The sequence below is a fragment of the Altibacter sp. HG106 genome (genome assembly GCF_028561755.1).
GTDB lineage: Bacteria > Bacteroidota > Bacteroidia > Flavobacteriales > Flavobacteriaceae > DFVG01.
The window spans coordinates 1-24,589 of record NZ_JAQQTD010000006.1 but is presented as its reverse complement, the minus strand read 5'-3'; the positions used below and the strand labels follow the sequence as shown (position 1 = coordinate 24,589).

The following is a 24,589-nucleotide window of genomic DNA, read 5'->3' as shown; positions in this document are numbered from 1 at the left end:
ATTATTGGTTAGGCTTCCGAAGGCTCCAAATTTCATGAATAGGGTCGCCCTTGCTGGACAAACCAGCGTGATGCCAATTGCCATCAATCAACTCATACTCAAACGGGAGGCTGCGACCAACTCTGCTGTTATCTCGGGAAAAAAACGCAATAGTTTCGGTGTAGGTACCGTTGGACGTGGTGTACGTGCCGCCACCGGTTCCCATAAATTGTTTGGTTTCGGTATTGTAGGCAATCCATTGAAATCGAGTTCCAGATACCATTTTCATGGTTTTCCGCGGTCTGTTGGTATCGCGTTGCTGAAGCTCTCCCTCTCGTATGCGACCCGACATCAACCAGGCGCCTTGTAGTGCTCCGGGCGTGCCGTCATCGATCCTTTTCCAGGTTTGATTCGCTTCAGGCAGGGTAAGGCTCTCTTTGGAAAGCTGTATTTGAAACGATTTTGTAGTCCCAACCGCTTCCGGATTATGGGTATCGAATTCTACCGTTTCTGTCATAGTACTTCCTGCTAGGCTCCAGGTACCTCCCTGGGTGTTCACGAACGTCCCATCGTTTGTGTGATAGGTGCTCACCACTTGAAAGCCGTCGGCGAATATAACCACCTGTGTGAGTGGAATTCCTTCTTCTGAAGTAGCCGATCGTTCCCAAGCTCCCAAGATGCTCTGAGCAGGAAGCGAATTGAAGGTAAATAATAGCAGCAAGACAAACGGAATGATTCTCATAGCGATCAAATTTCAAATGTTATGAAAAGATACGATTTTTATCCAGGCGTTGCCTGTACTTGGATTACGCAATTACCAATTCTTCATATTCAAACGGTTCGCTAATGGAATCAATATTCCCGGGATAGTCTTTTCCTCGTAGTCGGCGTACCGTATGCGCTTGTAGTTCCTCTTCCGGATACGATTGGATCAACCCTTGAATCTTTTGCTTGTCGAGCGCATCCTCTATGGTTTCAAGCCAGGCATCTTCAATGGCTGCCGGAAGAATTAGCGGCATTCTAGGACCTTTTAGTTTAGGGTTGTTGTGGATTTTTGCCATCAGCGAATTGCCTTCAGTCGTTACAATAGAAAACGAATTGATCGTCACTCCCGTTTCGGGATCTTCCCATTCACTCCATAAACCTGCAAGGGCAAGTGGCTCGTTATCTTTTTCATGAATAAAAAAGGGGTAGGTGTTCCCCTTGAAATGGTGGTGTTCGTAGAATCCATCGACATAGACCAAACATCGCTGGTAGTTTGCGGCATTCCGAAAAGAGGGTTTTTCAAAGATGGTTTCGCCCCGCGCATTCAGCGTTTTATTCCAAAGTTGTTTTTTTTGCTGTCCGTCTTTTACCCAATGCGGAATGAGTCCCCATGTGGCCAACGCTGGCAATGCTGGCGATCGGTTGGTATAAATTAACATTTTGGGATGTTGAAACCCCGATACGTGGTGTAAGGGAAGATCGGAGAGCGGAAGTAAGTTCCTCTTTATTTCTTGGACCGCATTGTTGTCGCCTCTGCGCTGGGCTCGTTTTAGCTGTGCTTCCATGGAAGCTTTTACATCGTAACACATAGAAAAGGGGAGTTATGGACACTTTACATAATGAAGTGGCAACAAGATACAAATAATTATAAGCTTGTACTGCGCAGGTTGTGAAGTAGCGGTTTTCCGAAGCACATCCTAACGTGCTATTTTCGCAGCAGACCAACCATTTGTCCAATGCCAATGCCAATGTAAAAGGTCTCTTTGTTGATCTGAAGTACGGGAGACAAGGTGAATCCGTAAAATCTGGAAATTGGAAACTCAAGCTTGGGATTGATGATGAGACTTACGGCATAGGCGTCGCGATACTCCCATGAGTAATTAGAAGCAATAAAAGGTTCACCCTGTACCTGCCAATTAAATGGCTCTCTAAATTCACTATAGCCAACTCCTAGTGAAAGATTGACTCTAATACTTCCTTTGGGGTTCAATTTATACACACGTCCAACTGACACCTGATACGTTTCAAGTCGGTCGGTGGGAGAAACTAGAAAAGGAAAAATAGCCTCAAAAATTCCAGATTCGTATGCTTCCGGTTGCGATTTGGGTTTTCGTATGTACCAGGAAAATCCGGCTTTTATAGAGAACTTTTCATGCCATACGTAATTGAGATTAGCGTCGATACCAAAATAATTTCCGAAGGCTATTTCCCCCGAACTATAGATTGCGTGGTTTTTGTCGAATTGAGCGATACCCTGCGCCATGCAGAGGAAAGCGAGTATAGTGATGCACTTTTTCATTCTATTTTTTATAAACCGTTGGTGTAATTAGGATGTAGCAGTAGTACTGTCAAGTCTATTAGAAACCAAACAAATCCTGTTTCTCTATTCCTTAATAAGATCGACCTCTCCTGAAGTCTCTAAAGCTATGGTAGTGCCATTGTAGGTAACTTGTTGCAAGGTGTAGTTCGGAAAGCAAGGCCCTTGCATGGTTTCGTAACGGAATTGGAGGGTGTCAGTATCTTTTTCGGAAAGTTCGATAAAATACTCCGTATCATTCTGAATAGCGGGAAATCGTACCGCCAAACGGTTGGGGTAGCTTCCAGGTTGATAGGGGATGAGGAAGGTGGTGTCGGTATTGAAAACACGAAATGCCTCTTGATCATATACGTTGCCTAGCAAAGGCGTTCCTTCGGTGGTGAAAAAACCCAGTAAGAAAAAATTGGGAGCGGGTAGGGCCGTGGTGCAATCTACGTCGTCATCACTTCCGCAGGCGTATACCAATAGCATCACTGCAGAAATGATAAAAAATGTTCTTTTTATCATAGCTTTTTATTTTAAGATGCGGTTGGGCTACAATCGTTGCGTGGCAAATATTAGTTATGTAGACAGCTAAGGCATCATTGATACAATACGTATCGCGGTGGGGTGATACCTTTGAGGCGCAACGAAACCAGCATTTGTGCCCGGTGGTGGGTGATGTGATCAGACAAAAGCATGAGGATTTGCCGCTTGGTCCTGTTCGCGCCAAAATAATCAAGGCGATCATCGAGGTGCTTACTATCAAAAGCTGAAATAAAAGCTATGGTGGTCTCGAAGGTATTCGAGAGCGTTTCCATCATTTCTGCCTTGGACTTATGGTGCACTTTAAGCGTGTTGTCGGTTTCCCAATTGCGCGCCTTTCGCCCGCCCATTAGCGATTGACTATGCCAGTCCATGGCCCACGCAATGTGCATAAGATGTTCTTCAAAGGTCATGGATTCGGGAGTGACTTTAAACCCATACTGCTCCTCGGGCATGAGGTCAGCCACAACTAGTAGGTATTCTTTCGATTGTTTTAGGCGTTCCAGATACTCTTGAATATAGACGTTATCTTGTGCGGCTAAAGGTGTGACACAGACCAAGGTTACTGCAAATAATAGGAACGTGATTTGTTGCTTGACGGTGGTTTTTATGTTCATCGCGGTGTTTTGTACTGTTTTGATTAGTGAACGCTTTTTTTTTTCAGTTCTTTCTATTATTCCTAAAAATGTTTAGGGTTGGTGTATCTCGTATAATAAAAGCGCTTCAGAATCTTCGGGCAGGGTTACCACTCCTTTTTGCTGAAATCCGAGTTTTTCGAGCAACCGTTTTGAATCATGGTTGTCATGCGTAGTAATCGCCGAAATCCGTTTTATTCCAAAGACCGAAAGCGCTACTTCTTTCATTTTTGAAGCTGCTTCAAAAGCGTAGCCTTTTTTTTCATATTGTGGTAAAAAAGCAAAACCGATATCTACTCCAGATATGCCCTCGCGGTCATAGAGTCCGCATGTCCCAATTTTGTCATTTCCTTCTTTGGTGGTGAGGGTATAATTGGAAAATCCCAGGCGCTCTAGCTGCGGAAGCATTCTTTCTTGTATATACGCTTCGGCGGCGGGTATTGATGAAACCTTTCGATCGCCGATATACCGAATCCATTTCGGACAATTGAGCAACTCGAAAATGAAGGCCGCATCCTCTCTCGAAGTAGGTTTCAGGTATAATCTTTCGGTTTCGAAGGTTTGAAATTTCACGGAAGCTCTATACAGGTTTAAGACGACAGTGCCAATTGGATCTTTGATGGTATGAAAGTACGTTTTTTCAGCATAAAAATAGTGTATATTTACCCGCTTATTTTATGAATTGGATACCTGTCATACACACGAGAAATGGCTCTCCTGGATGGATGAACTTTCTCAAAATGATGTCGTCATCATAGATAATTTTGTGGACGCTCCCCTTTTTGCCACGATTCGCTCTTTTTTTCTGTTGCAGTTGGAGGCCTTTACCAAAGCCGGTATTGGAGCATTGAATAATAATATCATTCGCGAGGAGATTCGAGGAGATTATACCTACTGGCTCGACAGAGGAAGAGATACTCAGTTAAGTGATTTCTGGAACTTGATAGACGAGACCCTGCATATCTATAATCGGTATTGTTATTTGGGATTGTCGGGTTATGAATTTCATTTTGCGCATTACCCCAAGGGAGGTCATTACGATAAGCATTTGGACCAATTCAACAATCGCAATAACAGAACCATCAGTATGGTGCTTTACCTGAATGAGGTGTGGCAACCGGGCGACGGAGGTGAATTGGAAATCTTTGAAAATGATGGGACTTCTTACCGCATTGAACCTGTGGCGGCGCGGTGCGTCATGTTTAAAAGTGCCGTCGTGCCACATGCCGTATTGCCGTCTCAGAAACCGCGCTACAGCCTAACCGGTTGGTTGCTGCAACAGCCGGCACCCTTAGGATCTATCTTAGGGTAAGCGGCGCAGGAATAGGCACCCTATTTTTGTGAGCAGTACCACGCATTCAACGAGTGAATTTAGGCAGGTGTTTTTTGCACCCAAAGTGTTTTTTTGTGGATGTTAAACCCTTTTCCAGACCTTTTTTTGTAAACGATGATAAGTACAATAACGAGCACAATGGTAACAAGTCTAAGTCCGTTTGCATACCCTCCGCCGAGGGCCGTATCGCTTACCGAAAAAAGTTCCCACGACAAATTCATCAATAGATGCAAGAAAATGGGAACCCAACTATTGTACTCCCATTCTATATACACCCAGGCAAATAAGACCCCGCCCAGAAAGGTTACCAGAAAGATGCCCGCTAGTTCTGCAATTTCGGTACTTTGATATCCATGTAAGGCGGCGAAATACAGTGCTCCAAAAAGTACGGCAGGTAGAAATCCGAGCTTTGTTGTTCGGAAAGGCATTCCCACCAAGAAGGCGCGAAAATAGAGTTCTTCGAAAAATGCTGCGGAAACCACTCCGATAAGGATGGTATTGATGGATATTTCCGAAGAAAACTCAAAAAGGAGTCCGAAGCCAAGAAACATAGGAGCGGTGCAAATAAGCGCGAATACGAGTGCTTTGAGAACCGACGCTTTGAGTCCGAGATATTCCCAAACCGAAGCTCGACCTACTATATACCATACGCCTAAAAATAACGGAATTCCGGTGAGCAGGTAGGCCAGTATATGGCTGATGCCAAGCTGCTGGGTGTGTTCAAAAAATAGGGTTCTGAGTGGTTTAAAAAAGAGATCGTCTGCAATGAAATAGAGTGCGAATGAAACACAAATGATCAGTAGGTTTTTGGTAGCGGAGCTCATGGGTTTTAGCGTTGGTCTTTTCTTTAGAGACGTGTTTCTGAAGGAAAGCGTTGCCTGAGGTATTACAGAAGTTGTAGCAAGCCACTTTTCAGAAAGGATCAGAAAGTGTTCAGGTAGATAAATAGGTAGTGGTCGCCAATGGTTTGGCAAATTATGTTACGACGCCTATTGCTAGTAGGGTTACGGTGTTCTTAGGATCTTATCCATCTTTCTACCTTTCGCCAATTCGTCTACCAGTTTATCTAAATAGCGCGCTTGGCGGGTTAGCGGGGTTTCAATTTCTTCAATACGATAGCCACAAATAACCCCTTTGATCAAGTGGGCATTTGGATGTAGCGTGGCCTTCGCAAAGAACTCTTGGAAGGTGACCTTTTGCTCGATAAGGGTTTGTACGGTGGGTTGGTCGAAGCCGGTGAGCCATTCGATTACCTGATGTAGTTCTTCTTTGGTACGTCCCTTCTTTTCTACTTTCGTGAGGTAGTGCGGATAGACAGATCCAAAAACGAGTTTCGCAACTCGGGCGTCGTGTTCGGGGGTGGTACTCATGGGAGGTGATTTTTATGTGAAGGTATGTAAAATCTGCATATATCCTATTTCGTTCGGGTAAGCTCAAGGCCTTTCACCCAATAAATTGAAGAGGCGTAAAACGAAAGGACTTCCTTTTGTTGGTCGTTTGGCCCTCGCCTTTTTATAATTCGGGCTTTCGAGTCATTCAGATTGAGCATGAAGGTTTCGTCTACATCGGTTATTTCATTTGCCAGCAACAGGAGATCGGAACCCTTGCGCTTCCAGGTTCCCTTTCCGAATTGATTGATCTCTTTACACATTTCGCAAAAATTCTTTCGGTAGAAGTGAAACGAGAACGTATGATCTTCCTTTACTTCAAGCGTGTATTCAGTAAATGAATCGGTAAGATAAAAGCGAGCCTCATAGCTACCGGGCCGTACCTGGCCGAACACAGTGGAGGTTGCACACAGGGTGACCACGTATCCAAAAAGTACAAGGTACCGTTTCAGGCCTTTCCGAAGACTTCTGGGAGCTTTTTGCGCTCGGGTGTTATTCATTACGTCTATTTTGAATGATTGACGCGCCCTCGTTTTGTTTTTCGGAATTCCTTTTTACGCCGTAAACCACAAATAGGAGCACGAGTAGGGGAATGATGGTCATTCCTATACTGAAATTCAAGAATGAGATTCCTTCAGAAACGGCTCGACCGCCTTCAGAAACCAGCAACAAATCTCCTAAGGGCCCTTTAGAAAAAACGGTGTTATAGGTGACATTCCATCCCAAATGGAGTCCGAAGGGCAACAATATCGACTTCGATTTAGAAAATGCTAATGCCCAGGCGTACCCCATGAGTCCGGTACCCACAAATACGAAGAGCATTGCCATGACGTTTCCGAGCACCCCGTAGGAGAACCAATGATAGATGCCAAAGGCAACGGCAGAGATTAGTACGGCTTTGGAAGCTCCGATTCTTTTGATTAAAATATATAGCAAGGCTCCTCTAAAAATCAACTCTTCCGTAAGTACAGATTTGATATCCCACCAAACGGAGTTAAGCACACCTGCTGCGGAACTATCTTGATGTACGACCCATTGCGAAGCCTTCAAAAATCCTTCTAACAACTGTGCGAGCACACAGAGAAGCGCGGTAAAACAAAAGCCAAGAACAAATTGCAGGGTTCTTTTGCGAACGGGAAGCCATCCCAGGGCCAAGAGACTCTTCTTTTCAAAAACATATAAGAGCAACCAGGACAAGGCGAGGGCGATGAGAATTCCGATCATAGTATCAGCTATTGTTTATTTTTCCCCCTTTGGTCAACAGCCAAAGGGTTAAGGTCATTTCCCCCAAAATACTGAACGTGGCTACGGCAAGTAATAGTAGGGATGCATACTGTTCATACGAAGCGAGTAGGAAATAGGCTGAGGTATCTAAAATGTATAGGAGCCCGGCCATAGCGATCAGTACCCGTAGGATCTTTGGCGCCGGGATGATTCTTGCCAAAAGGATGAGATGAAAACCAAACAGGAAGAGTCCGATGAGCCACATAGTATTAAAGGCTCTCAGGTTGTTAAGCACGGCAACCTCTGTGTCCAGATAGACTATTTCCGCCAGGGGATACAGGGCAATTCCCATGAGCAGGGCGTGACTCACGCGAAGGAAGGTGCTAAGCAACGATAACGCGTGGTGTGCGTAGAGTTGCTGAAGCGCCCAGGCGATGACGATATCCAACAACACAGTCACTAAAAACGCGACGATTCCAAAACGTATCAATACCGTATTCTCGGCAAAGGCCAAGGAAGGCGTAGCTATTAATTTTTCGACCACGAAGAAGTTTGCAAAAATGGCGGAAAAGAAAATTATTAGATAACTCACGCCAGCGATGCGAGCGAAATGTCTTGAAGTCATGGGTTGCTTTTTAAGGATTGGATTGCGGAAGCGCGCTATACGGTTTCTTTCAAGCTTATTCCAAATCTCTAGTGTTCGCTACTTCACGGTGCAGTTTCCATCGGCCGTCCTTTTTATCTTTTTTGAGCACGGCGAGGAAGGTAGCTGTAAGTTCAATAGGCTCCCCTTCGGCATTGGTATAATAGGTTGAACTGGTCCCAAAATCATAGGCCACACTATCGCTCACAATAATGGTTTCTTTAGGTTGCATGACCAAACTATCGTAGTGGAATTTTCCTGTGGGGTTTTTCCGAAGTTCTTTAAAGGGTTCCCAAGGGCCACAATCGCTGTCGAGAGAACGCACATCGCTGGTGGCGTACTTCTTCAGATCCCCGAATCGGTTTTCTTTAATCGCAAGTTGAAAGGCAGCTCTGGTTTCTTCGATAGCTGCTAACTCGGCTTCGATATCAATTTTGGATGTTTTTTTGGGCGTTACTTCCGTTTGCGTAGTCTTTTCAGCACAAGAGATGCCCACAAACAGTAGGAGGATGGCAAGGATCGATTTCATGGTATGGTTGTTTGGTTAGTTGTATGGTTGGTAATATCTTCTCTAAGATGTCTTTACAGGGTTTTAAGATACGCAAAATTTGGATGTACAGCGGTGTTTACCTTTCTGAAACCTAGCACCGTGCTATGACATTCCTCTTAATTTTGGTATTATTGCTTAGGGGACGTATTGTACCCGCATTTTGTTACACTTTCTGAAGGACCTAACGCCTTCTCAATCCATCTACTATGAAAACATTCTATGCTACGCTATTTGCTATTGTGCTCAGTTTTTCCACCTACGCTAAAAGCGGAAAAGTACAACTCTCCGGAAGGGTAGCAAATGCATCGCTTGCTACCCTTTCTATCTCTTATGTGAACAATTTTGAACTTACGACCCTAGAAATAAATGAGGATGGTAGTTTTGAGTCTACGTTTACCATCGAACAGGGCTATTACTTTTTTGAATACGGAAGGAACAGTGCTTACCTCTATTTGTCCCCAAAGGATGCGCTTAGCGTGTTCTTCGATGCAAAGGATTTTGAAAATACGCTTCGGTTTGAAGGTAGGGGTGCCGAGCGAAACAATTACTTGGTGCTGAAATCTAAGATCGATAAGGAAGTTACCGGCAATCTAGAGGCTTTTTATAAAGTGGGAGAATCTGCCTACCTCGAGAATCTTTCAGCCTTACAAGACAAACAATTGGAAGCCCTGGAAACGTTTGCGGTGGAACCCTTTTTTCGGAAGGCGGAAACCAAGTCACTTGAATACGAACGGCTGTTAAACATTCAAAATTACGCCTCGAATTATGAGTTTTACCTGGGCGAGGAAATCACTCCTTCTCAGCAATTCTTTACACCCCTTGACAACCTTAACTTGAACGATCAAGAGGATTATATGACACACCCGTATTATCACTACCTGGTGAATGCTATTTGGAATAAAAGAATTGAAGCCGAACCGGATGTCGACGGAATGCTGGAGGTTCTTAAGAAGGTGCCATCACGAGATCTGGCGCTTAGTCTTATCAATGGTTTTTACTCAAAGATCTCGAACAAAGAAGGTCGGGCAAAAGACTATCTTGATCTCATCAAGCGAGTCGTCACACACCAACCCTTTATTGAGGCGTCCGAAAAACGATATGAAGAAGTGATGGCTTCGGAAGGATTACAAACAGGAGATCCTTCACCCAATTTCCGTTTTGAAGATGCAGAAGGAAATACAGTAGCGCTTAGCGACCTGAGAGGCTCTTATGTTTATATTGATGTTTGGGCCACCTGGTGTGCTCCCTGCATCAAACAAGTACCCTATTTGAAAGAACTGGAGACGCGATACCATCAAAAGAATATCATTTTTGTGAGTATTTCTGTGGATAAGGAGGCATTGAAAGGCACGTGGAAGAAAATGATTAGCGATAAGGAGCTAGGCGGACTGCAATTATTTGCGGATAATTCATTCGACAGCGACTTTATGAACGCATATGCGGTAAACTCGATTCCTCGGTTTATTTTGATCGATCCGGACGGAAACATTGTTGACGCGGAAGCCCCAAGACCCTCTTTTGAAAAGACACGAAAGCGCTTAGATGCCTTGTTGAAATAACGAAGCTTTCTTGATTATAGATTGCGTTGTCAGTCGTTCTGCGTACTATTTTTGTTATAAAGGAATCAATCCTGTTCTTTCAAATATTGGGAGGGTATTTTGGAATCTTTTGATTCAATGGTCCATAAGAGGCTGATAATCCACCATCGTTTTTCATAGTACACCAACTGGTAACTATTGATACCTTTTTCTTCCATTCCTTCCGAATCTTTCCCATAAAAGCTTTGAAAGACCTGTGCGATTCCATTGTATTCATGCACGATTTTATGAAGCTCCTGTTCCAGATACCCCGCTTCGTAGTAAGGGTCTTTCAGAAGCACTAGAAAGTTAGCTATAGAAACACTTTCCGCACCGGAGGAGTCGGCTACCGTAAGAATTGCCGAAGGGTGAAATAAATTTCTAATGGCTGTAGTATCCATTTTCTCTCCCTTTTCAATCGTTATTTGATCGAGAAGTTCATTGACAATGCCATCGATGGACGCCAGGTTATTTTCTTGCGCCAGGGCAAGGGTCGAGAATAGCAAGGAGAGAAGTAATATACTGAGAGATTTCATGGGATGCACTTATTATTTGTCGCTGATATAGCTATGATATTAACAGCAATGGTTTGGAATTTATGACCTCAAGGTACAACTAATTTAAATGGGACTGGAGACCGAACGATACATATTAAGCCCGGTTTAGGCCTCAGCCATGCAGATCATCATTAGTGGGGTCCAGTTATGTAAAGTTTTACGAACGTTGCGATCCCAATATATAAGATGAGGTATAGCGAAAGTTTGATGAAGACCGACTGCGGTAGGTACGCCAGGATCTTTTTTCCGATAAAGGAACCTAGCAAACCAATTACTAACAAAAAGGGTACCTATTTGCGGTCCTGCTTGTGGATGTATCCATTATTGTATTAGCCGAAGGTCGTTGAAAAATCTATCATGAAGTCCATAAAGGCTAAGGTTGCGATGAACATACCTTCCTCTGCTACCGGCTTGTAAGAGCTGGTTTTAGTGTGGGGCTACGTCCATTGTTTCATAAACATAATATGGTGTAACCTATGATAATGAAATAATCAACTATTCGTAATACTCAAAGAGGATTGTTCTCCAAGGATTACCCGCTATAAAGTGGGTAGCATTCGTGGGATACATTTCGTCATTATAGGTATATTCAAATGTAAATTGGGTCGATGTATCATTTAAATAATCGATTGCCTGGATTTCCTTGATATTATTGCTTGAATAATAAGCCAACGAATATTCTACCCAGGCATCATATATTAGATACATCGAATTGGCGACAATAGGACTGCTAGGCTTTCCAAGTTTCCATGGGTTGATCTGATCGTCATAGGCAATAAAATAGGAGTATTCTTGTACTAAATCTGGTTCCTCACCAATCGTTCTCTCACTATGAACTTCGACGACATTACCATTTGAATGTTTAAACCATTGATGAGATAGTAACACATCTCCTTGAGACTGGTCAAATAATTTCACGGATAATAGTTGTGAATAGGAGGTGTCTGAAAACTCATATACGTAGTACCAAATATATTCTTCTCCATAATTATAAGATCTTTCGGTAACGAAATTATCCTGGTATGCATACTCTACATATCTCTCACTGTCTATTTCGGCTCTAATCAGGTTTCCGTTATCATCATATTGTAACTCATAGTTACCAAACGGACCTATAAAATTACCTTCGGAATCATAATTATACTCTCTTACATCTGTGCGTATATCGTTACAGATAAAATACACTTCTGAAAGTTTTCCTTCAGAATTAAATTCACCAAACCTACCTAAACACTCAGGGCTGCTGGTAGTCTCGTAGGATAATCTCTTTAGAATTAACGGATTTTCGTCCTGCTGAACTACCTCTGGAGCTGTTTCTTTATCACAGCTCAGGATAGCAAAGAACAGTGCTATCGCAAGAATTTTTTTGAACATAATATGTGATTTTATAGTAATAGTCTAATTGATTTTAAAAGGTTGCGCGCCATCTAAAAGATTGTTCAGGTTTTCGAACTAAATTTTCAGGAGCCGTCGCATCGTTTGCAATCTTTCGAAAGACTAAATTAAAACTGACAAACGATGATGAATATACGGTTAATTTCTCTGCCATCTTGCCGCAACACGGAATTTTGTGGCTTCACCTTCATCATGAAAAGTACAATTTTAAGTATTAAAACAACCAAAATCCGGGGTGAACTAACCAACTTTTTGAAGGCATCAGACAGGCTGTTAAACCCTAAATTAAGTAGGTAAATAATGTGTTTCATCGATAAAATACAATGGTTAGCTCGTTACGCCAATCCAAAGTAAACACAAACCAAAGCGAAGGTGTCGAAAAAGCCATGTACCGCGACCACAAACCACAGGTCGTAGTTACGCAGATAGAAAATCAGGGCTAAGATGGCGCCAACAATCCCGGCAACAAGCTGCCCGGTAATGCCTTGATACCCATGCATAAATCCAAAAAGGCATGCCAGCAGCGCAATGTTTAACATAAGGCTAAGCTTTCGCTCTCCAAAGAATTTTACAAACTGCTTCATAAAGTACCCGCGAAATATGATCTCTTCACCAAATCCGGCAGTTGCCCAAACCAGTACTAAGGCTATTAAACAGGCAGGAAGGTTTCCTACCAAAGGATCAAAACCTGAATAATCTATGGGAATTCCGGTGACCATCGTAACTCCAGGAACCAATAGAAACACATAGAAGGCAAAGAGTACCAGGGCAAGTAAGGGAGCCAGTACAAAGATGTTTTTTACTGTGAACTTCTCTCGGTGAAATCCGAGTGCTGAAAATGGCGTTCCCTTATATTCTATATAGTTTGCTAGAATGATGAGTACAGCTATGAGAATATTTTCAATATACGGTATTCGAATGGGGCCAAACCATAGAAAGAAGATAATGGTTACGGTAAGTGCTGGGATAATGAATTTTCGAAAGGTTAATGTGCTCATTTTATTTGATTTTAAGTGTCTTCAAATGAAGGAACAAAAAACCTGAAAACGCTTATAAACACTAATGCTTTTACTGAATGGTAGTGATTTTAGAACTGAATGGTCGGTAGGCTGTGACAACTTTTATTGAAACCAATTGATAAATGCCTGTCGTTTATACCGACTGATAGTTATAGGATCGATAATGTGTTTTCCAACCGGAAGTTTTAACCGAACCCGCAACTTGCCATTTTGAATTTTTTCTACCTGGCCTACGGCTTCTTTGTGAATGATCATCTGCCGATTGGCTCTAAAAAATAATTGATCGTTTATCTTTTCTTCGAGCTCGTTCAAGGTGAAATTGGTAGAAAGTGTGGAACCATCATTCTGAACGGTATACACCACTTTGTTTTCGCTGTAAAAACAAGCAATGTTCTCATACGTAATCTTCGTTGTTTTTACGCCACTTTCGATCGTAATTTCTGCATCCTTGATAGAATGCTTGTACAGATAATAAATATCCTGTGCATACGCTAAGCCGATGAGGATAAAACTTAATAATAGCGTAATCAACAAACCAATCAATAGATAATAAAAGGCTGTTTCTCCACCTACAATGGAATCTACTACAATACTTAAAGGAACATATAGCAGCGTTACATATCCAAGCGTAGTGAGCATAAACCTTGAGATGGTGACAACCTCCACCTTTGTAGCGAAATATTTCTTCTTGTAATAGTTAAAATTGAGCTCAGCAATAGTTCCTATAAGAATACAAAGGGCCATCGAATACAAGAACCCCTCTATGGGAAATCGATACTGTTCACTACCCGGAAAACTTTCGCGTGTGGCCAGGTGATTTACCACTAACGAGAACAAGGTGTAAAGAATTATTTTTTTTGGCCAACGCCAGGGCCCGCGAATGTGCCGCGTTTGTGGCTCTTTACTCGAGGAATTTTTGGTTGACTGGGTTCTAATCATTACATGTAAACGCTTGTGGAGCCTTAGAATATATTATTACGATTCCGATGCCCCTTTTAGTTGTTGTAACGCTTGTGTTTTATGTTTAGGACATGCGCCCATTTTGTTTAGCTTCGGGGGTAACCCTTTACACAAAGCTTCCGAACGTCAACAGGGTAGAAACTAGCAAGATCGATATTCCGGCTAGTATATAGTTGTTCTTTTCAGAAGAATAGGATTTTATACCTGTAATCACTAGGATTAGCTGACTCACCAGGAGCGGAATGGTAATGGACTCTCGTATTACACTAATCGCTGCTGACTTTATTTCAAAATAGGACAAGAAATAAAGGCACAAGAAATAGCAGGCAATGGCGAGACACAAATAGAAAAACAGCGTTTTATTCAAGATGGTGAGAGTATCTTTTTGCATGTTTCAAAGATAGTGTTTTCGGTTTAGAAAACGACCCGCTGCATGATAGCCTTAGTGAGCTAGGGGTTATTATAAAATTCCTAAAGTTTCGAGATGTTTGACCTTATGATATCGTAAACACGCTTTTATGCACTCTTTTAATGCTGTTTCCGGTATTTTTTGATCTAAGTGAAATATCATAGCTCTACTTCCTTCGAATTTAAATTTCTCGTCAAAAACCAATCTAAAGGTATCGACCAACCTACTGGTGCATTGAAAATATAGGGCATACTGATCAGGGGTTTTTTCTTTCCAGTCCATTCTTAAAGTGCTACCCACATTTGTCACGAAACTGGGTTCGCCCCACTTCAACGTTATTTCTAAGGTAGTTACCTCTGGTGTTTCATGCGCTGTTTCTAACACTAAATCCTGTAAATTTTTCAATTTCTCTTGCACCAATTCAGGATAAGCATCTATAACGGTATGAACCTTCGGATCAACGTTTGTAAGTAATGTACGCATCTTATTCCAGTGTGTAGTGAAGTACTATTCTTTTCAAGGATTAATTTAGTGATTATCTTAATAACAAGCTGTATTAGCCACATCGGGCTCGTGTATGAGTAGTAGCGGAATTCTACTCACTAACTTTTCAGTTCTGCACTGACTTATGCTTTATGTCTTATCTTTCGATTTATCACTTAAACCGCAAGTACTCATCTCCATTTTTGCTCACAGTTTTATTTTGCTTTTTGATAGGCTTCCAACAACCATTTTTTTAGTTCGCTATCAATTTCGCTGACATTTGATAACCTAACCCTATGTGTACACATTGTACCAAAAGGCCCTGAATTTTCCAGCCTGTCAGTTATTGGTTTGTCTTTTAGTTTTAACCCTAAATCTATTCGTGTTTTGCTTGCAGGTTTAATTAATGCAAATTGTTTTTTTCTGATGATGCTTACACTTGTCTTTTTAGGTGTGATTGTAACATCATTACCCAATTCTTTAACTACGGTTAGCAGTCCTTCGTATATAGGAACTAACTTCTCTTTTCCTTTATATTGATTTTCGACAAGGTCTGTCGGCGAGTTATCTTCTTCTTTTGATAATGCCACTATTGTATTCGCAAATCCGTGAGTTACATTATGCTCCTTTTTTAGAAAATTCACGGCTTCTGAATGTTTGGAAAAAGTATTTGATTTAAGCACCTTTTTCCATTCGTTTAAGGATTTACCAGTTTTTTCAGGCATATTATCAATCATTGTTTGAAGAGCTTTGTCCATAGTTATTCTTTTTTTGTCTTTAGATCTGCTTCCAAGTAAGTGATTAAGTTCATTAAGGTTTTTTCATTGGCTGGAATAAAATAATTCATTAGTGAAAGATATTTCGGATTATTTTTATACCCAATTCCAAATGATTTAATATGGGTGTCTCCGTTTTCTAACTCATCAAAATAAATGACATTAAAAAAGTCTCTGGCATCATCTTTCATAAATTCAGGGAAGTTATCGGTTATTTCTGCTTGTAGGGTTAGAAGTCTCTTTGGCACATAATTTATGATGTGAGTAACAATTGTGGTACTATCCCCAATTTTCCCTTGTTCATTATAGTTCGTTTTGATATATCCGCCAACTTTTAGGTCAATTTCCGCAAGAGGTACAGCCCAATTTTCCCAACCTTTTTTAGTGGTATATGCATCCCAAACCGAATCGACTGGCGCTTTTACAGTTAGTTCTTGAATTAGGACCAATTCTGGAGTTTTAGTCGAATCTATTTTCGATATAATTCTTTTCTCTTGTCCTAATGCGATTGAGGTCAGAAATACTGTAAAGAGAATAATTAGTGTTTTTTTCATTTGACTATGTTTTTTCGTTTTCGCGGTGCAGTTTTTCAAACTATGCCCAACCGTCCGGGCTATGGTTTGTGGCGGTCTTCGCGACCAACCCTCGTCCGTGGCGTGAGCGCATTGTGGCAACGTCGCAAAAGCTGCTAGTCACGCCTTGGCATGACGTGAGAATCAGCAGGGTAGTGGCGCCGCTTTTCGTTTTTTATCTGAGTGACAAGGTAATGAAAAATGTAGGAAGTTTAATTTGTTTAATCATCCGCCGCTATTTTTTATATACGTTGTTAGGCACCGTATTATTTACTTTGCTTTATATGGCACTTTGTCAGAAGTAGTCATTTTATATTTATCCAAAGCCTCTTCCAGAGTAAGATCTGCGGGCATATTTTCTATGAATGTCATAACTGATGTAAATATGAACGGTATGTTGCTTCTTGAAATAAAATCAGATTTTTTTGCAATGTCTTCTAATTGATCAGCATTCCATTTTTTTCTTATTTTATTAGCACGCTCATATTTTTCCTTAGTCAAGTTTACAAGCCATATTTTGTTATTTAGAGAATCTGGTAACAAGGGATGTCGATATTGCCAAGTTGAGTAAACCTCAAAATTTCTTTTATCCTTGTCATTTTGGAATTGGAGATAAGTGATTGCTTGTTCGGGATCAAATCGTCCCTCATTTACTGCCTTGCAAAGAATTGGTTCAAGATCAATAATATCTTTATCGCTGCTTCTTCTTTGAGATGTATGGACCAAAACCACATCATGATTTTGCCCCCTTAAGGATTTTCTAAAACCGAGCTCTATCTGAGAAGGGAAGCCAAGAGAATCAGTTATTGAAAGTATCCTCTTCATATTTATTATTCGATTAGCTTGAATAGTGTCAGCATGGGTGTCGTACATTGGTCTGAACAATTGATCTCTTTCCCAAATTGATTTGAATTCATTTCTCAATCTTGAGTCATATTCCGTGGTTCTTTTTTCTATAAAAGAATTCCAAAGGTTTTCATCTATATATGTATTGACAAAAATTGACTTTAGCATACTTAAATCATCAGAATTATTTATCAGTAGTTGAAGATTTAAATTTCTTTCATCTAAATTATTAGAGAGTTGATTTGAAAGTGCGGCATTATAAATGTCATGACCAAAAGGTTTTTTGATTTCTCGAAATGCCAATGAGTAATTTTTGGATGCACTATTAAAATCACCCTCACAAATTGCAATTTCAGCTTTATTAGTTAAAATGTGATATTTAGTAATTGCTTCATTGTTGCAGTTACATTTCGTTAATTCAGTGATGGTAGAATTTTCAGACTTTATATTCGTCTCATGACCTTTTTTACAACTCACTTGAATTGTCAGAATAACTATAATGAATGTTATTCTCATATCTTTAATTTTATGGTGACTATCGGCCCCGTATAACGGTCAATTATGGGTTTTTAATGTACGAATTTTTCAGTTTAGGATATAGTTTGTAAGAAAAACAATTCGTTTATCCATCCGCCGCTATTTTTTATATACGTTGTTACCTGCTGGCTTTAATTTTCAAATATTCTCTTTTTATATATCCATAAATATATAGCTCCTGAAAGAAAAAGTAAACTAAGTATTAAACCAGAAATGCCAAGTTGTTCAGAGACGTGACTTTCTGGAATAGGTTTTAAAAATTGATTTATTAGGCTAAATAAAAGTCTTACGGAAGACCATACTACTAACAATGTTACCCAGATACTTATAATTCGCTTGAATGACTTTTCTGATTTTCGTGAACTTAGAATAATAAGAATTACAATCGTTGATATTAAAACGATAGGTATATAACTGCCTATTATTAAATAAATAAATCCTTTATAAAGGAAGAATAATAATGACAAGCCAAAGACAGACGCATAAACGAAGTTCTTCTTTAAAATTCTCAAAATAGCTCGTTGCCTCTCATTCATTCCGTAATAATTTTTTTAATAATCCTCTCTATCAAATTTGAACAAGAAAAAAGGTACTCGAAGTTTACGGTATCGAAGGTGTCATCAGGACTATCCTTGTAAGGCGTTGAATCTCTATGATAATAACATTCACCAGCACCTATTACGTTAAAACCAAAAGGCACGAATGCATCAAAATCAGTCGAACTGTTATCATAACCCACAGGATTAATTTTTATGTCTTTTATAGGAATACCTTTCTGTGTAGCGACTGATTTATATGTTGCAATCAAGGACTCTGTTACAGAAGATATTTCCATTGCCTTATCATTATCTGCATCCCATCCTACCATATCAAAGCAATGAATGGAATGTACATCCCATTGTTTTTTCCCTAGTAATTTGGCAAAGGCTTTACTGCCTATTAATTCTTCCTCTTCTTGGTCAAAAAAAACAAGAATAATATTCTTATTTCTTGTATTAGATTTGGAAAGTTCCTTTACTACGCTATAAATAAGTGCAATCCCTGTTGCATTGTCTATTGCTCCTGGTGCATTTCGCTTTCCGCTATCGTAATGCCCACCAAGAATTATGTATTCTGAACTATTGTTTGTGGAAGGAAGTTTACCATAAATATTTGTTCCCTTAAAAGGGTCAAGGATTAAATCAATTGCGGGATTTGGATTTGGTGATGTGTAATTATGTTCTTTGGCTTCAATGCCCAAAGTGTTGATTAGTTCTTTAAGATATTTCTTTGCTACTTCTCGCTCATTTTTAGCCCAGCGACTCTTAATGGTTGTATTATTTCCTAAAGTATATTTTCCTGATAGTTGACCAACAATAGTTTTTTGGTATTCCGCTTTATCATAAGGTAAACTTTCAGTAATTAGAACTCCATCATTGACCACGTCTTGACAGGCAATCGTTGTCAAACAAAAAAGTAATACTTTGAAGATGTTTTTCATTTTTCTAATTGTGTTTTTATTTGTTCATTCGCCACTTGGCCCAAGTTTGTAATACACTAATTGCGGCTTTCTTCCCATTAGAACTGTTGGTAAGAAGGATAATTCCATCCTCTTTCTCAAAATCCATCATAAAACCTGCTTCCCAGCCTGTGTTGGTGCCTGAGTGCCCTGTAACAGTAATTGGTCCGAAATTATAAGTAGCATAGCCCAAGCCGTAGGCCACCCTTTGGGTTTGAGTTATCGGGATAATCTTTACCATTTCTTGTATGCTCTTTTTTGTGAGTACCGCATTATCAATAAATTGAGCTTTCGCAAAAGTGGATAAATCCTCAAGGGTTGTATGCAAACCAGCAGCAGCCTTAGCGGTAAATCTTTCCAAATAGATTTCTTTGCTTTCTTCGTTATAAGCCTTTGCGGTTTTTTCTAAAATTATATCATTAAGACTAAAACTTGTAATGTTCATTTTGAGGGGTTCAAAAATGTGCTCTTGCATATAGTTTTCAAATTTTTGCGCTGTAACTTCTTCAATAACAAGCTGTAGTATGGTATAACCGCCACCAGAATATTTAAACTGAGTTTGTGGCTCAAGAATGACCTTAACTATTTCATTGTCTCTAAATGGTCCATTTTCGCCGTTTAAAGAAGCTTCTAATGTTGGTAGCGAGTCGTTGGGATGAAAGCCAGGATAGCCGTGAACGGATAATCCAGCGCTATGGCTTAAAATAGCCCTTATAGTTACCTTGCTATGGTCAAATTCAGATTTGGGTAGCTTCCAACGTTTCAAGTAATGTTCTACAGGTACGTCTAGGTCTAGTTTTCCATCTTCAACCAATTTAATAATGCCCCAAGCAGTAAAAAGTTTAGAGATAGAACCTATGTTGAAGCCGGTATTCTTTGATATTTCAAAATTGTTGGCTATATCGGCATAGCCGTGCCCTTTTGCATAAATTACTTCACCATTTTCGATAATGCCAACTGCCATACCTGGTACATTGGTCTTTTCGAGTAAGGATGGAATTTTAGTGTCCATTAACTGGTCAATGGATTTCATTTCTTTAGTTTCAGCTGACTGAGACATTGTCTTTGTAGTACTGCACAGTAAACCAATTAATAGTATTGATGCAAAGGTTTTCATTGAATAACTTTTTTAAGTTCACGTAAACTTAATGTCACAATCTAATACCAAATAATAAGATTTACTTATGGTTCATTTAAAGATGCAATCAACACCTTATTAATGAGCGATGCTATCCATTTTGGTTTTGATGTCATGCGTGCTTAAAAATGGGTAATCTGTCAAATAAATTGTTGTCGAATTTTTATTCAAATACCTTTGTGATATGTATCCAATAGAAAAGAAACGTCTTTCTTATTTAGTGGCGATAGTCCTACTTGCGTGTGCAGCCATAGGTATGGTACACTATAAACAAGTCTTGGAAAGTTCGAAAAATCCAGTTTATGAGACGTATTTCTTGATTTCTCAAGTCTTGTTTTTTGGCGTCATCGGATATTTTTTGGTTTCTTGGATTTTCAAATTGGTTAGTAATTATAGATTACTTAAAAATGAAAAGATGGAGGCAGAATTGAGCTTGCTGAAAAGCAAGATTGACCCACATTTCTTTTTCAACACATTGAACAATTTGTACGGACTGGCCATAGTTAAATCGGACAAAACCCCAGAAGTCATTCAAAAACTGTCCGAAATAATGCGTTATACTATTTATGAGGGCGAGAAGAACCATACACCACTTAAAAGCGAAATCAATTATCTTGAACAGTACATCAATATTCAAAAAATCAGATACCAGAAAAATGTGGATATACAATTTAAAAAAGATGTAGCTGATGATTCAACATTGGTTGCGCCCCTGCTTTTTATTATGTTGGTTGAAAATGCATTTAAACACGGAATTGAAAGTCTTACAGAAGGTGCTTTTGTCCACATCCACTTGATTCAACAACATAATTCAATAACTTTTGAAGTGACCAATAATTTTGAAATAAAACCCAAAACCACAAATGGATTAGGTCTTAAGAATCTAAAAAAGCGATTACAACATTTATATACGGATGGGCATAGTTTAGTTCTAGAAAAAAATGAAAATGTATATTGTGCAAAAATTATCTTAAAGATAAAATGATTAGATATGCCATAATAGATGATGAACCCATTGCTCACAGTATTATTGAAGAGTTTGCCAAAGAGATGAACAGCTTGAAAAAGCTAGGCAATTGTTATGATGCATTTCAAGCAATAGACTTACTACAAAAAGAAGAAGTTGATTTGTTGTTTTTGGACATTAATATGCCAAAAATTACTGGCTTTGAAATGCTGAAAACCTTAAAAAATCCACCAAAAGTTATCGTAACTACAGCATATAAAGAATTTGCCTTAAAAGGTTATGAATTCCAAGTATCAGACTACTTATTAAAACCCTTTACGTTTTCTCGTTTTCTCAAGGCAGTCAATACGGTTTTGGAATTCAAAGAGCCTAACTCACCACGAAACTTCACTTCAGAAGATTTTATAATCATTAAAGTAGATAAGAAAAATTATCGTGTAAAATTGCCTGACATCCAATTTATCGAAGCGCAAGGGAATTATTGTAAAGTAGTCACTAAAACAAATAAGCTACTAACGCTTCGTGGCATTTCAGATTTTCAAACAGCATTACCCGAACACTTTATGCGTGTACACAATTCATACATCGTAAATAAGGATATGGTAACTGCTATTGAAGGAAATAGAATTTTTATTAATGAGGAAACCATTCCCGTAGGAAGAACTTACAAGAGAACACTTGGCAAATTGTGAATTACATATAAAATTCTGATTTATTGTAATATGTTGTTGAATTCAGGGTCGTTTTCTGTCTTTCATTAGGTATAGTACTAAAAGGTTTAATTTTTAGTCAACCTATTTCAGGACGATGCCCTTTTTTACATAGCAGGTAACGGTCTTGTATAACGTGTCGTTGTACGGTTTTGTAATTTACGTCTTTTTCAGATTATGCTTTCTTAAAGTGAAATTGTAAGATTTTCAATACTTGTAACCCTCCCGTGCTATGCACGTTATACGTTGTTGGCAAACGTTTTTATTTTTTATTCAGTTCAATTCGAGGTTGTATTCCAATATTAAATCCAATTACTCCACCCAATATTGATGTCAAAATGGGAATATAAAAAGAGGAAATTCGGTAAGGTAAAAAACTATAAGTTATTGCGCTCAAAATTCCGCCAATGACAATTCCGATTAAGATTCCGATTGCTGCTTTCTCCATTCCGTTTCCGAACTTTTTATTATTGTTATTCATTCGGCTGTGGAAAAATCCTGGAATTCCAATTCCAATAAGAGCAAACACACAAATTGTCAAAAATCCGATTAAGATTGATAAATTCAAATCAAATTTTGGTTTTTCGGGTGTTACTAAAAGAGTTCCTAAAATTCCAATTCCAAATCCAGAAATCAGTTCTAAAATGAAGAATAATATGTTTTTTCTGCGTTTCATTCAAATGTTTGCCAACGGTCCGGGCTATCATGTCGGCGGGAGCTTAGGCGGCTGAATGGCAGAACCAAAACGCGGAGCGTTTGTGGGAAGCGGTGTTAACCGCGTGCGATTCAGCAGCGCTTGGTAGCCGCCGAATATGTTTAAGATATTCCGATGACCTTTTTGTTTGTTTTAAAGATAGTGTTTTCGGTTAAGAAAATGACCCGATGCATGATAGCCGTTGTTGTACACTGGCCATAGTCATGTTATGAATAAATAAAATCAATTATGAAAAGTATCAAATTCTGAATAAAAGATATATTATATCCTTACACTCTCCATTAAGCTATATTTCTTTTGAATATGTGACAACTCGATATCGCTAGTTTCAAATTTGTTCTCACATTTTAAAATTGATTTTAATAGATTATTATTTCTATCCTCCAATTTGGAATCAAATACTAATTTGAAATTTCCAGCATCATCTGATTTAATAATTTGCGTTGCATCTCTATAATTTAGATTCATGTATTGATTATTATATCTCCATAAAAATGATGCATATAAATAAGTGATACTAACCTGATAATCATTTTCTTGAAATGGAAAAAGTATATCATCCATAACATTTACAACTTCTTGTACTCCATATTCCGAGTTCTCAATTTTTACATAAACTTTAGGATGCTTTTCATAGAGATAGGCTAGCAATAATATAATTTCAGGAAAAACAAACTGTTGATTGGTAAAGCTATTTATTGTCAGCCTAATTCTACCGAGAATACGTTCTAAGCTTCTCAATGAAAAATTATCGCTTTCAAATAGTACGAAAGAAATCGTTTTAAAGTTGTTTAGGTCATATTTAAATGCAATGGTATCTTTTCTCTCAGGACTTAAAAGGAATTTATTGTAATCAAAATATTGTAATAGGTACTCTATAAAATCCTGCTTGTTTGCTTTTGGAATTTTGTACTCTAAATCTATAAACCTCTTTAGATATTCATCAGCATCAATTAAATCACTACCGTAAACTCCACGAACAGCGTGACCAAGTTGCTTTTTATCAATCGATATTACAAATACAATTCCTGACACCGAAAATAGATGTTTTACTTCTTCTAAAACGGATACTGCATAATTTGGGCGGCACCGGTCCAATTCATCGATAATGAAAATTATCGGTTTATCATTATCTACTCTAGCTACAAACTTTCTAAGACTATCTCGAAAATCTATAATTCCTTTTTGAGCCTCATTAAATGATTTAATCTTTTTATCTAATTCTTCAGTTGTAAATTCTGCAGCGGCAGCAATAACATCGGACACCGCTTCCTCTCCCACAAATTTTGATGCTACTCCCTTCGTTAATGCAGGGGTTGCTTTGGTTAGAAATTTAGAAGCCTTTTCTAATACATTTTGAAAAGTGTTCTCACTTTTATTTCTTAATTCACTTAATTCTGAAAGTAATGCTACCATGACTTCAGGTTGAAAGTCATTCTCCCAGGCATTAAAGTAAAGCGTTTGAAATCCCTGATTAATTAAATGTTGTTGCCACATTTTCACAAATGTAGTTTTACCTGTGCCCCATTTATTGTTAATTGCTAGAACAAACCCATTGGAGTATGTACTTACTATTGAAGTCAGAACCTCTGCATATTTTCTTCTATCTAATTTACAATTGACGAAAGCATCTGTCCCGTCGGTAGGAATTTCTACGGATTTATGTTTGATTTTCATTGATTGATATTAGAAATTTAAATGATGTATACAATAGCAAATCAATTTTAGTTTTTCGCTTAGATTAGCTCGATTAAGGGTTTGAATGGCTTGTGTACAACGGTCCTGGCTATCCCTCTGGCGGCGCTGGGCGGCTGATTCGGCAAGCTCCGTTTTGCAGGGCAAAAGCGGGAT

At 39.2% G+C, this 24,589-nt stretch carries 29 protein-coding genes; 4 read left to right on the top strand and 25 right to left on the bottom strand.

The window, feature by feature from the left end; translation table 11 throughout:
- Nucleotide 1: 1 nt before the first annotated feature.
- From PO830_RS11025 to PO830_RS11000, 6 genes are all read right to left on the bottom strand, one after another.
- Nucleotides 2-721 (bottom strand): membrane or secreted protein, encoded by a 720-nt coding sequence (locus PO830_RS11025; RefSeq protein WP_272853628.1) that lies wholly within the window; start codon nucleotides 719-721, stop codon nucleotides 2-4.
- A gap of 64 nt (nucleotides 722-785) precedes the next feature.
- Nucleotides 786-1,553, bottom strand: a complete 768-nt coding sequence (locus tag PO830_RS11020; protein ID WP_272853627.1) for an SOS response-associated peptidase — start codon at nucleotides 1,551-1,553, stop codon at nucleotides 786-788.
- Nucleotides 1,554-1,669: 116 nt separating this feature from the next.
- A complete protein-coding gene (locus tag PO830_RS11015) occupies nucleotides 1,670-2,263 on the bottom strand; it encodes a hypothetical protein (protein WP_272853626.1) in 594 nt (197 codons plus the stop codon).
- A gap of 84 nt (nucleotides 2,264-2,347) precedes the next feature.
- Nucleotides 2,348-2,788: a hypothetical protein gene (locus tag PO830_RS11010; RefSeq protein WP_272853625.1), complete on the bottom strand. Its 441-nt coding sequence runs from the start codon at nucleotides 2,786-2,788 to the stop codon at nucleotides 2,348-2,350.
- 74 nt (nucleotides 2,789-2,862) lie between these two features.
- Nucleotides 2,863-3,423 carry a DinB family protein gene (locus PO830_RS11005; RefSeq protein WP_272853624.1) on the bottom strand — a complete coding sequence of 187 codons (561 nt, stop codon included), beginning with the start codon at nucleotides 3,421-3,423 and terminating at the stop codon, nucleotides 2,863-2,865.
- A gap of 72 nt (nucleotides 3,424-3,495) precedes the next feature.
- Complete coding sequence (locus PO830_RS11000) at nucleotides 3,496-4,014, bottom strand: GNAT family N-acetyltransferase (protein WP_272853623.1); 519 nt, start codon at nucleotides 4,012-4,014, stop codon at nucleotides 3,496-3,498.
- Nucleotides 4,015-4,123: 109 nt separating this feature from the next.
- On the opposite strand from PO830_RS11000, the gene PO830_RS10995 reads away from it, so the two are divergent.
- A complete protein-coding gene (locus PO830_RS10995) occupies nucleotides 4,124-4,753 on the top strand; it encodes a 2OG-Fe(II) oxygenase (protein WP_272853622.1) in 630 nt (209 codons plus the stop codon).
- A 59-nt stretch (nucleotides 4,754-4,812) separates the two neighbouring features.
- Here PO830_RS10995 and PO830_RS10990 read toward each other — a convergent pair whose 3' ends face one another.
- The 6 genes from PO830_RS10990 to PO830_RS10965 form a co-directional block, all read right to left on the bottom strand.
- Nucleotides 4,813-5,598 (bottom strand): CPBP family intramembrane glutamic endopeptidase, encoded by a 786-nt coding sequence (locus PO830_RS10990; RefSeq protein ID WP_272853621.1) that lies wholly within the window; start codon nucleotides 5,596-5,598, stop codon nucleotides 4,813-4,815.
- Nucleotides 5,599-5,778: 180 nt separating this feature from the next.
- On the bottom strand, nucleotides 5,779-6,144 hold the full coding sequence (locus PO830_RS10985) for a DUF2200 domain-containing protein (protein ID WP_272853620.1): 366 nt from the start codon (nucleotides 6,142-6,144) through the stop codon (nucleotides 5,779-5,781).
- Nucleotides 6,145-6,188: 44 nt separating this feature from the next.
- Nucleotides 6,189-6,662, bottom strand: coding sequence for a hypothetical protein (locus PO830_RS10980; RefSeq protein WP_272853619.1), 474 nt, complete (start codon nucleotides 6,660-6,662; stop codon nucleotides 6,189-6,191).
- The gene (locus tag PO830_RS10975; RefSeq protein WP_272853618.1) at nucleotides 6,655-7,386 is read right to left on the bottom strand and encodes a CPBP family intramembrane glutamic endopeptidase; all 732 of its coding nucleotides are present in this window, start codon (nucleotides 7,384-7,386) and stop codon (nucleotides 6,655-6,657) included. The genes PO830_RS10980 and PO830_RS10975 overlap by 8 nt, the downstream gene beginning before the upstream one ends.
- A 4-nt stretch (nucleotides 7,387-7,390) precedes the next feature.
- A complete protein-coding gene (locus PO830_RS10970; protein WP_272853617.1) occupies nucleotides 7,391-8,011 on the bottom strand; it encodes a DUF4386 domain-containing protein in 621 nt (206 codons plus the stop codon).
- Nucleotides 8,012-8,066: 55 nt separating this feature from the next.
- Nucleotides 8,067-8,558, bottom strand: coding sequence for a YybH family protein (locus PO830_RS10965; protein ID WP_272853616.1), 492 nt, complete (start codon nucleotides 8,556-8,558; stop codon nucleotides 8,067-8,069).
- A 227-nt stretch (nucleotides 8,559-8,785) separates the two neighbouring features.
- On the opposite strand from PO830_RS10965, the gene PO830_RS10960 reads away from it, so the two are divergent.
- Nucleotides 8,786-10,138 carry a TlpA family protein disulfide reductase gene (locus PO830_RS10960; protein ID WP_272853615.1) on the top strand — a complete coding sequence of 451 codons (1,353 nt, stop codon included), beginning with the start codon at nucleotides 8,786-8,788 and terminating at the stop codon, nucleotides 10,136-10,138.
- 65 nt (nucleotides 10,139-10,203) lie between these two features.
- Here PO830_RS10960 and PO830_RS10955 read toward each other — a convergent pair whose 3' ends face one another.
- From PO830_RS10955 to PO830_RS10905, 11 genes are all read right to left on the bottom strand, one after another.
- A complete protein-coding gene (locus PO830_RS10955; protein ID WP_272853614.1) occupies nucleotides 10,204-10,692 on the bottom strand; it encodes a hypothetical protein in 489 nt (162 codons plus the stop codon).
- Between the two features lie 516 nt (nucleotides 10,693-11,208).
- On the bottom strand, nucleotides 11,209-12,087 hold the full coding sequence (locus PO830_RS10950; RefSeq protein WP_272853613.1) for a hypothetical protein: 879 nt from the start codon (nucleotides 12,085-12,087) through the stop codon (nucleotides 11,209-11,211).
- Between the two features lie 356 nt (nucleotides 12,088-12,443).
- A complete protein-coding gene (locus tag PO830_RS10945) occupies nucleotides 12,444-13,106 on the bottom strand; it encodes a CPBP family intramembrane glutamic endopeptidase (protein ID WP_272853612.1) in 663 nt (220 codons plus the stop codon).
- Nucleotides 13,107-13,229: 123 nt separating this feature from the next.
- The gene (locus PO830_RS10940) at nucleotides 13,230-13,964 is read right to left on the bottom strand and encodes a LytR/AlgR family response regulator transcription factor (protein WP_272853611.1); all 735 of its coding nucleotides are present in this window, start codon (nucleotides 13,962-13,964) and stop codon (nucleotides 13,230-13,232) included.
- 229 nt (nucleotides 13,965-14,193) lie between these two features.
- Nucleotides 14,194-14,478, bottom strand: a complete 285-nt coding sequence (locus tag PO830_RS10935; protein WP_272853610.1) for a hypothetical protein — start codon at nucleotides 14,476-14,478, stop codon at nucleotides 14,194-14,196.
- Nucleotides 14,479-14,547: 69 nt separating this feature from the next.
- Nucleotides 14,548-14,979, bottom strand: a complete 432-nt coding sequence (locus PO830_RS10930; RefSeq protein ID WP_272853609.1) for a DUF1801 domain-containing protein — start codon at nucleotides 14,977-14,979, stop codon at nucleotides 14,548-14,550.
- A gap of 215 nt (nucleotides 14,980-15,194) precedes the next feature.
- Nucleotides 15,195-15,737, bottom strand: a complete 543-nt coding sequence (locus PO830_RS10925; RefSeq protein ID WP_272853608.1) for a DUF4287 domain-containing protein — start codon at nucleotides 15,735-15,737, stop codon at nucleotides 15,195-15,197.
- Nucleotides 15,738-15,739: 2 nt separating this feature from the next.
- Nucleotides 15,740-16,309, bottom strand: a complete 570-nt coding sequence (locus PO830_RS10920; protein WP_272853607.1) for an SRPBCC family protein — start codon at nucleotides 16,307-16,309, stop codon at nucleotides 15,740-15,742.
- A gap of 288 nt (nucleotides 16,310-16,597) precedes the next feature.
- Entirely contained in the window at nucleotides 16,598-17,689 is a 1,092-nt protein-coding gene (locus tag PO830_RS10915) for a hypothetical protein (protein WP_272853606.1), read from the bottom strand.
- 553 nt (nucleotides 17,690-18,242) lie between these two features.
- Nucleotides 18,243-19,190 carry a M28 family metallopeptidase gene (locus PO830_RS10910; protein WP_272853605.1) on the bottom strand — a complete coding sequence of 316 codons (948 nt, stop codon included), beginning with the start codon at nucleotides 19,188-19,190 and terminating at the stop codon, nucleotides 18,243-18,245.
- Nucleotides 19,191-19,206: 16 nt separating this feature from the next.
- Nucleotides 19,207-20,325: a serine hydrolase domain-containing protein gene (locus tag PO830_RS10905; protein WP_272853604.1), complete on the bottom strand. Its 1,119-nt coding sequence runs from the start codon at nucleotides 20,323-20,325 to the stop codon at nucleotides 19,207-19,209.
- A gap of 205 nt (nucleotides 20,326-20,530) precedes the next feature.
- Between PO830_RS10905 and PO830_RS10900 the strand changes: the two genes are divergently transcribed.
- Together PO830_RS10900 and PO830_RS10895 are read left to right on the top strand one after the other, a co-directional pair.
- A complete protein-coding gene (locus tag PO830_RS10900; protein WP_272853603.1) occupies nucleotides 20,531-21,331 on the top strand; it encodes a sensor histidine kinase in 801 nt (266 codons plus the stop codon).
- Entirely contained in the window at nucleotides 21,328-22,005 is a 678-nt protein-coding gene (locus tag PO830_RS10895) for a LytR/AlgR family response regulator transcription factor (protein WP_272853602.1), read from the top strand. Before PO830_RS10900 ends, PO830_RS10895 begins: the two co-directional genes overlap by 4 nt.
- A gap of 280 nt (nucleotides 22,006-22,285) precedes the next feature.
- Here the strand turns inward: PO830_RS10895 and PO830_RS10890 are convergent, their stop codons facing one another.
- Together PO830_RS10890 and PO830_RS10885 are read right to left on the bottom strand one after the other, a co-directional pair.
- On the bottom strand, nucleotides 22,286-22,699 hold the full coding sequence (locus PO830_RS10890; protein WP_272853601.1) for a hypothetical protein: 414 nt from the start codon (nucleotides 22,697-22,699) through the stop codon (nucleotides 22,286-22,288).
- Nucleotides 22,700-22,999: 300 nt separating this feature from the next.
- Nucleotides 23,000-24,415 carry a KAP family P-loop NTPase fold protein gene (locus tag PO830_RS10885; protein WP_272853600.1) on the bottom strand — a complete coding sequence of 472 codons (1,416 nt, stop codon included), beginning with the start codon at nucleotides 24,413-24,415 and terminating at the stop codon, nucleotides 23,000-23,002.
- Nucleotides 24,416-24,589 lie beyond the last annotated feature (174 nt).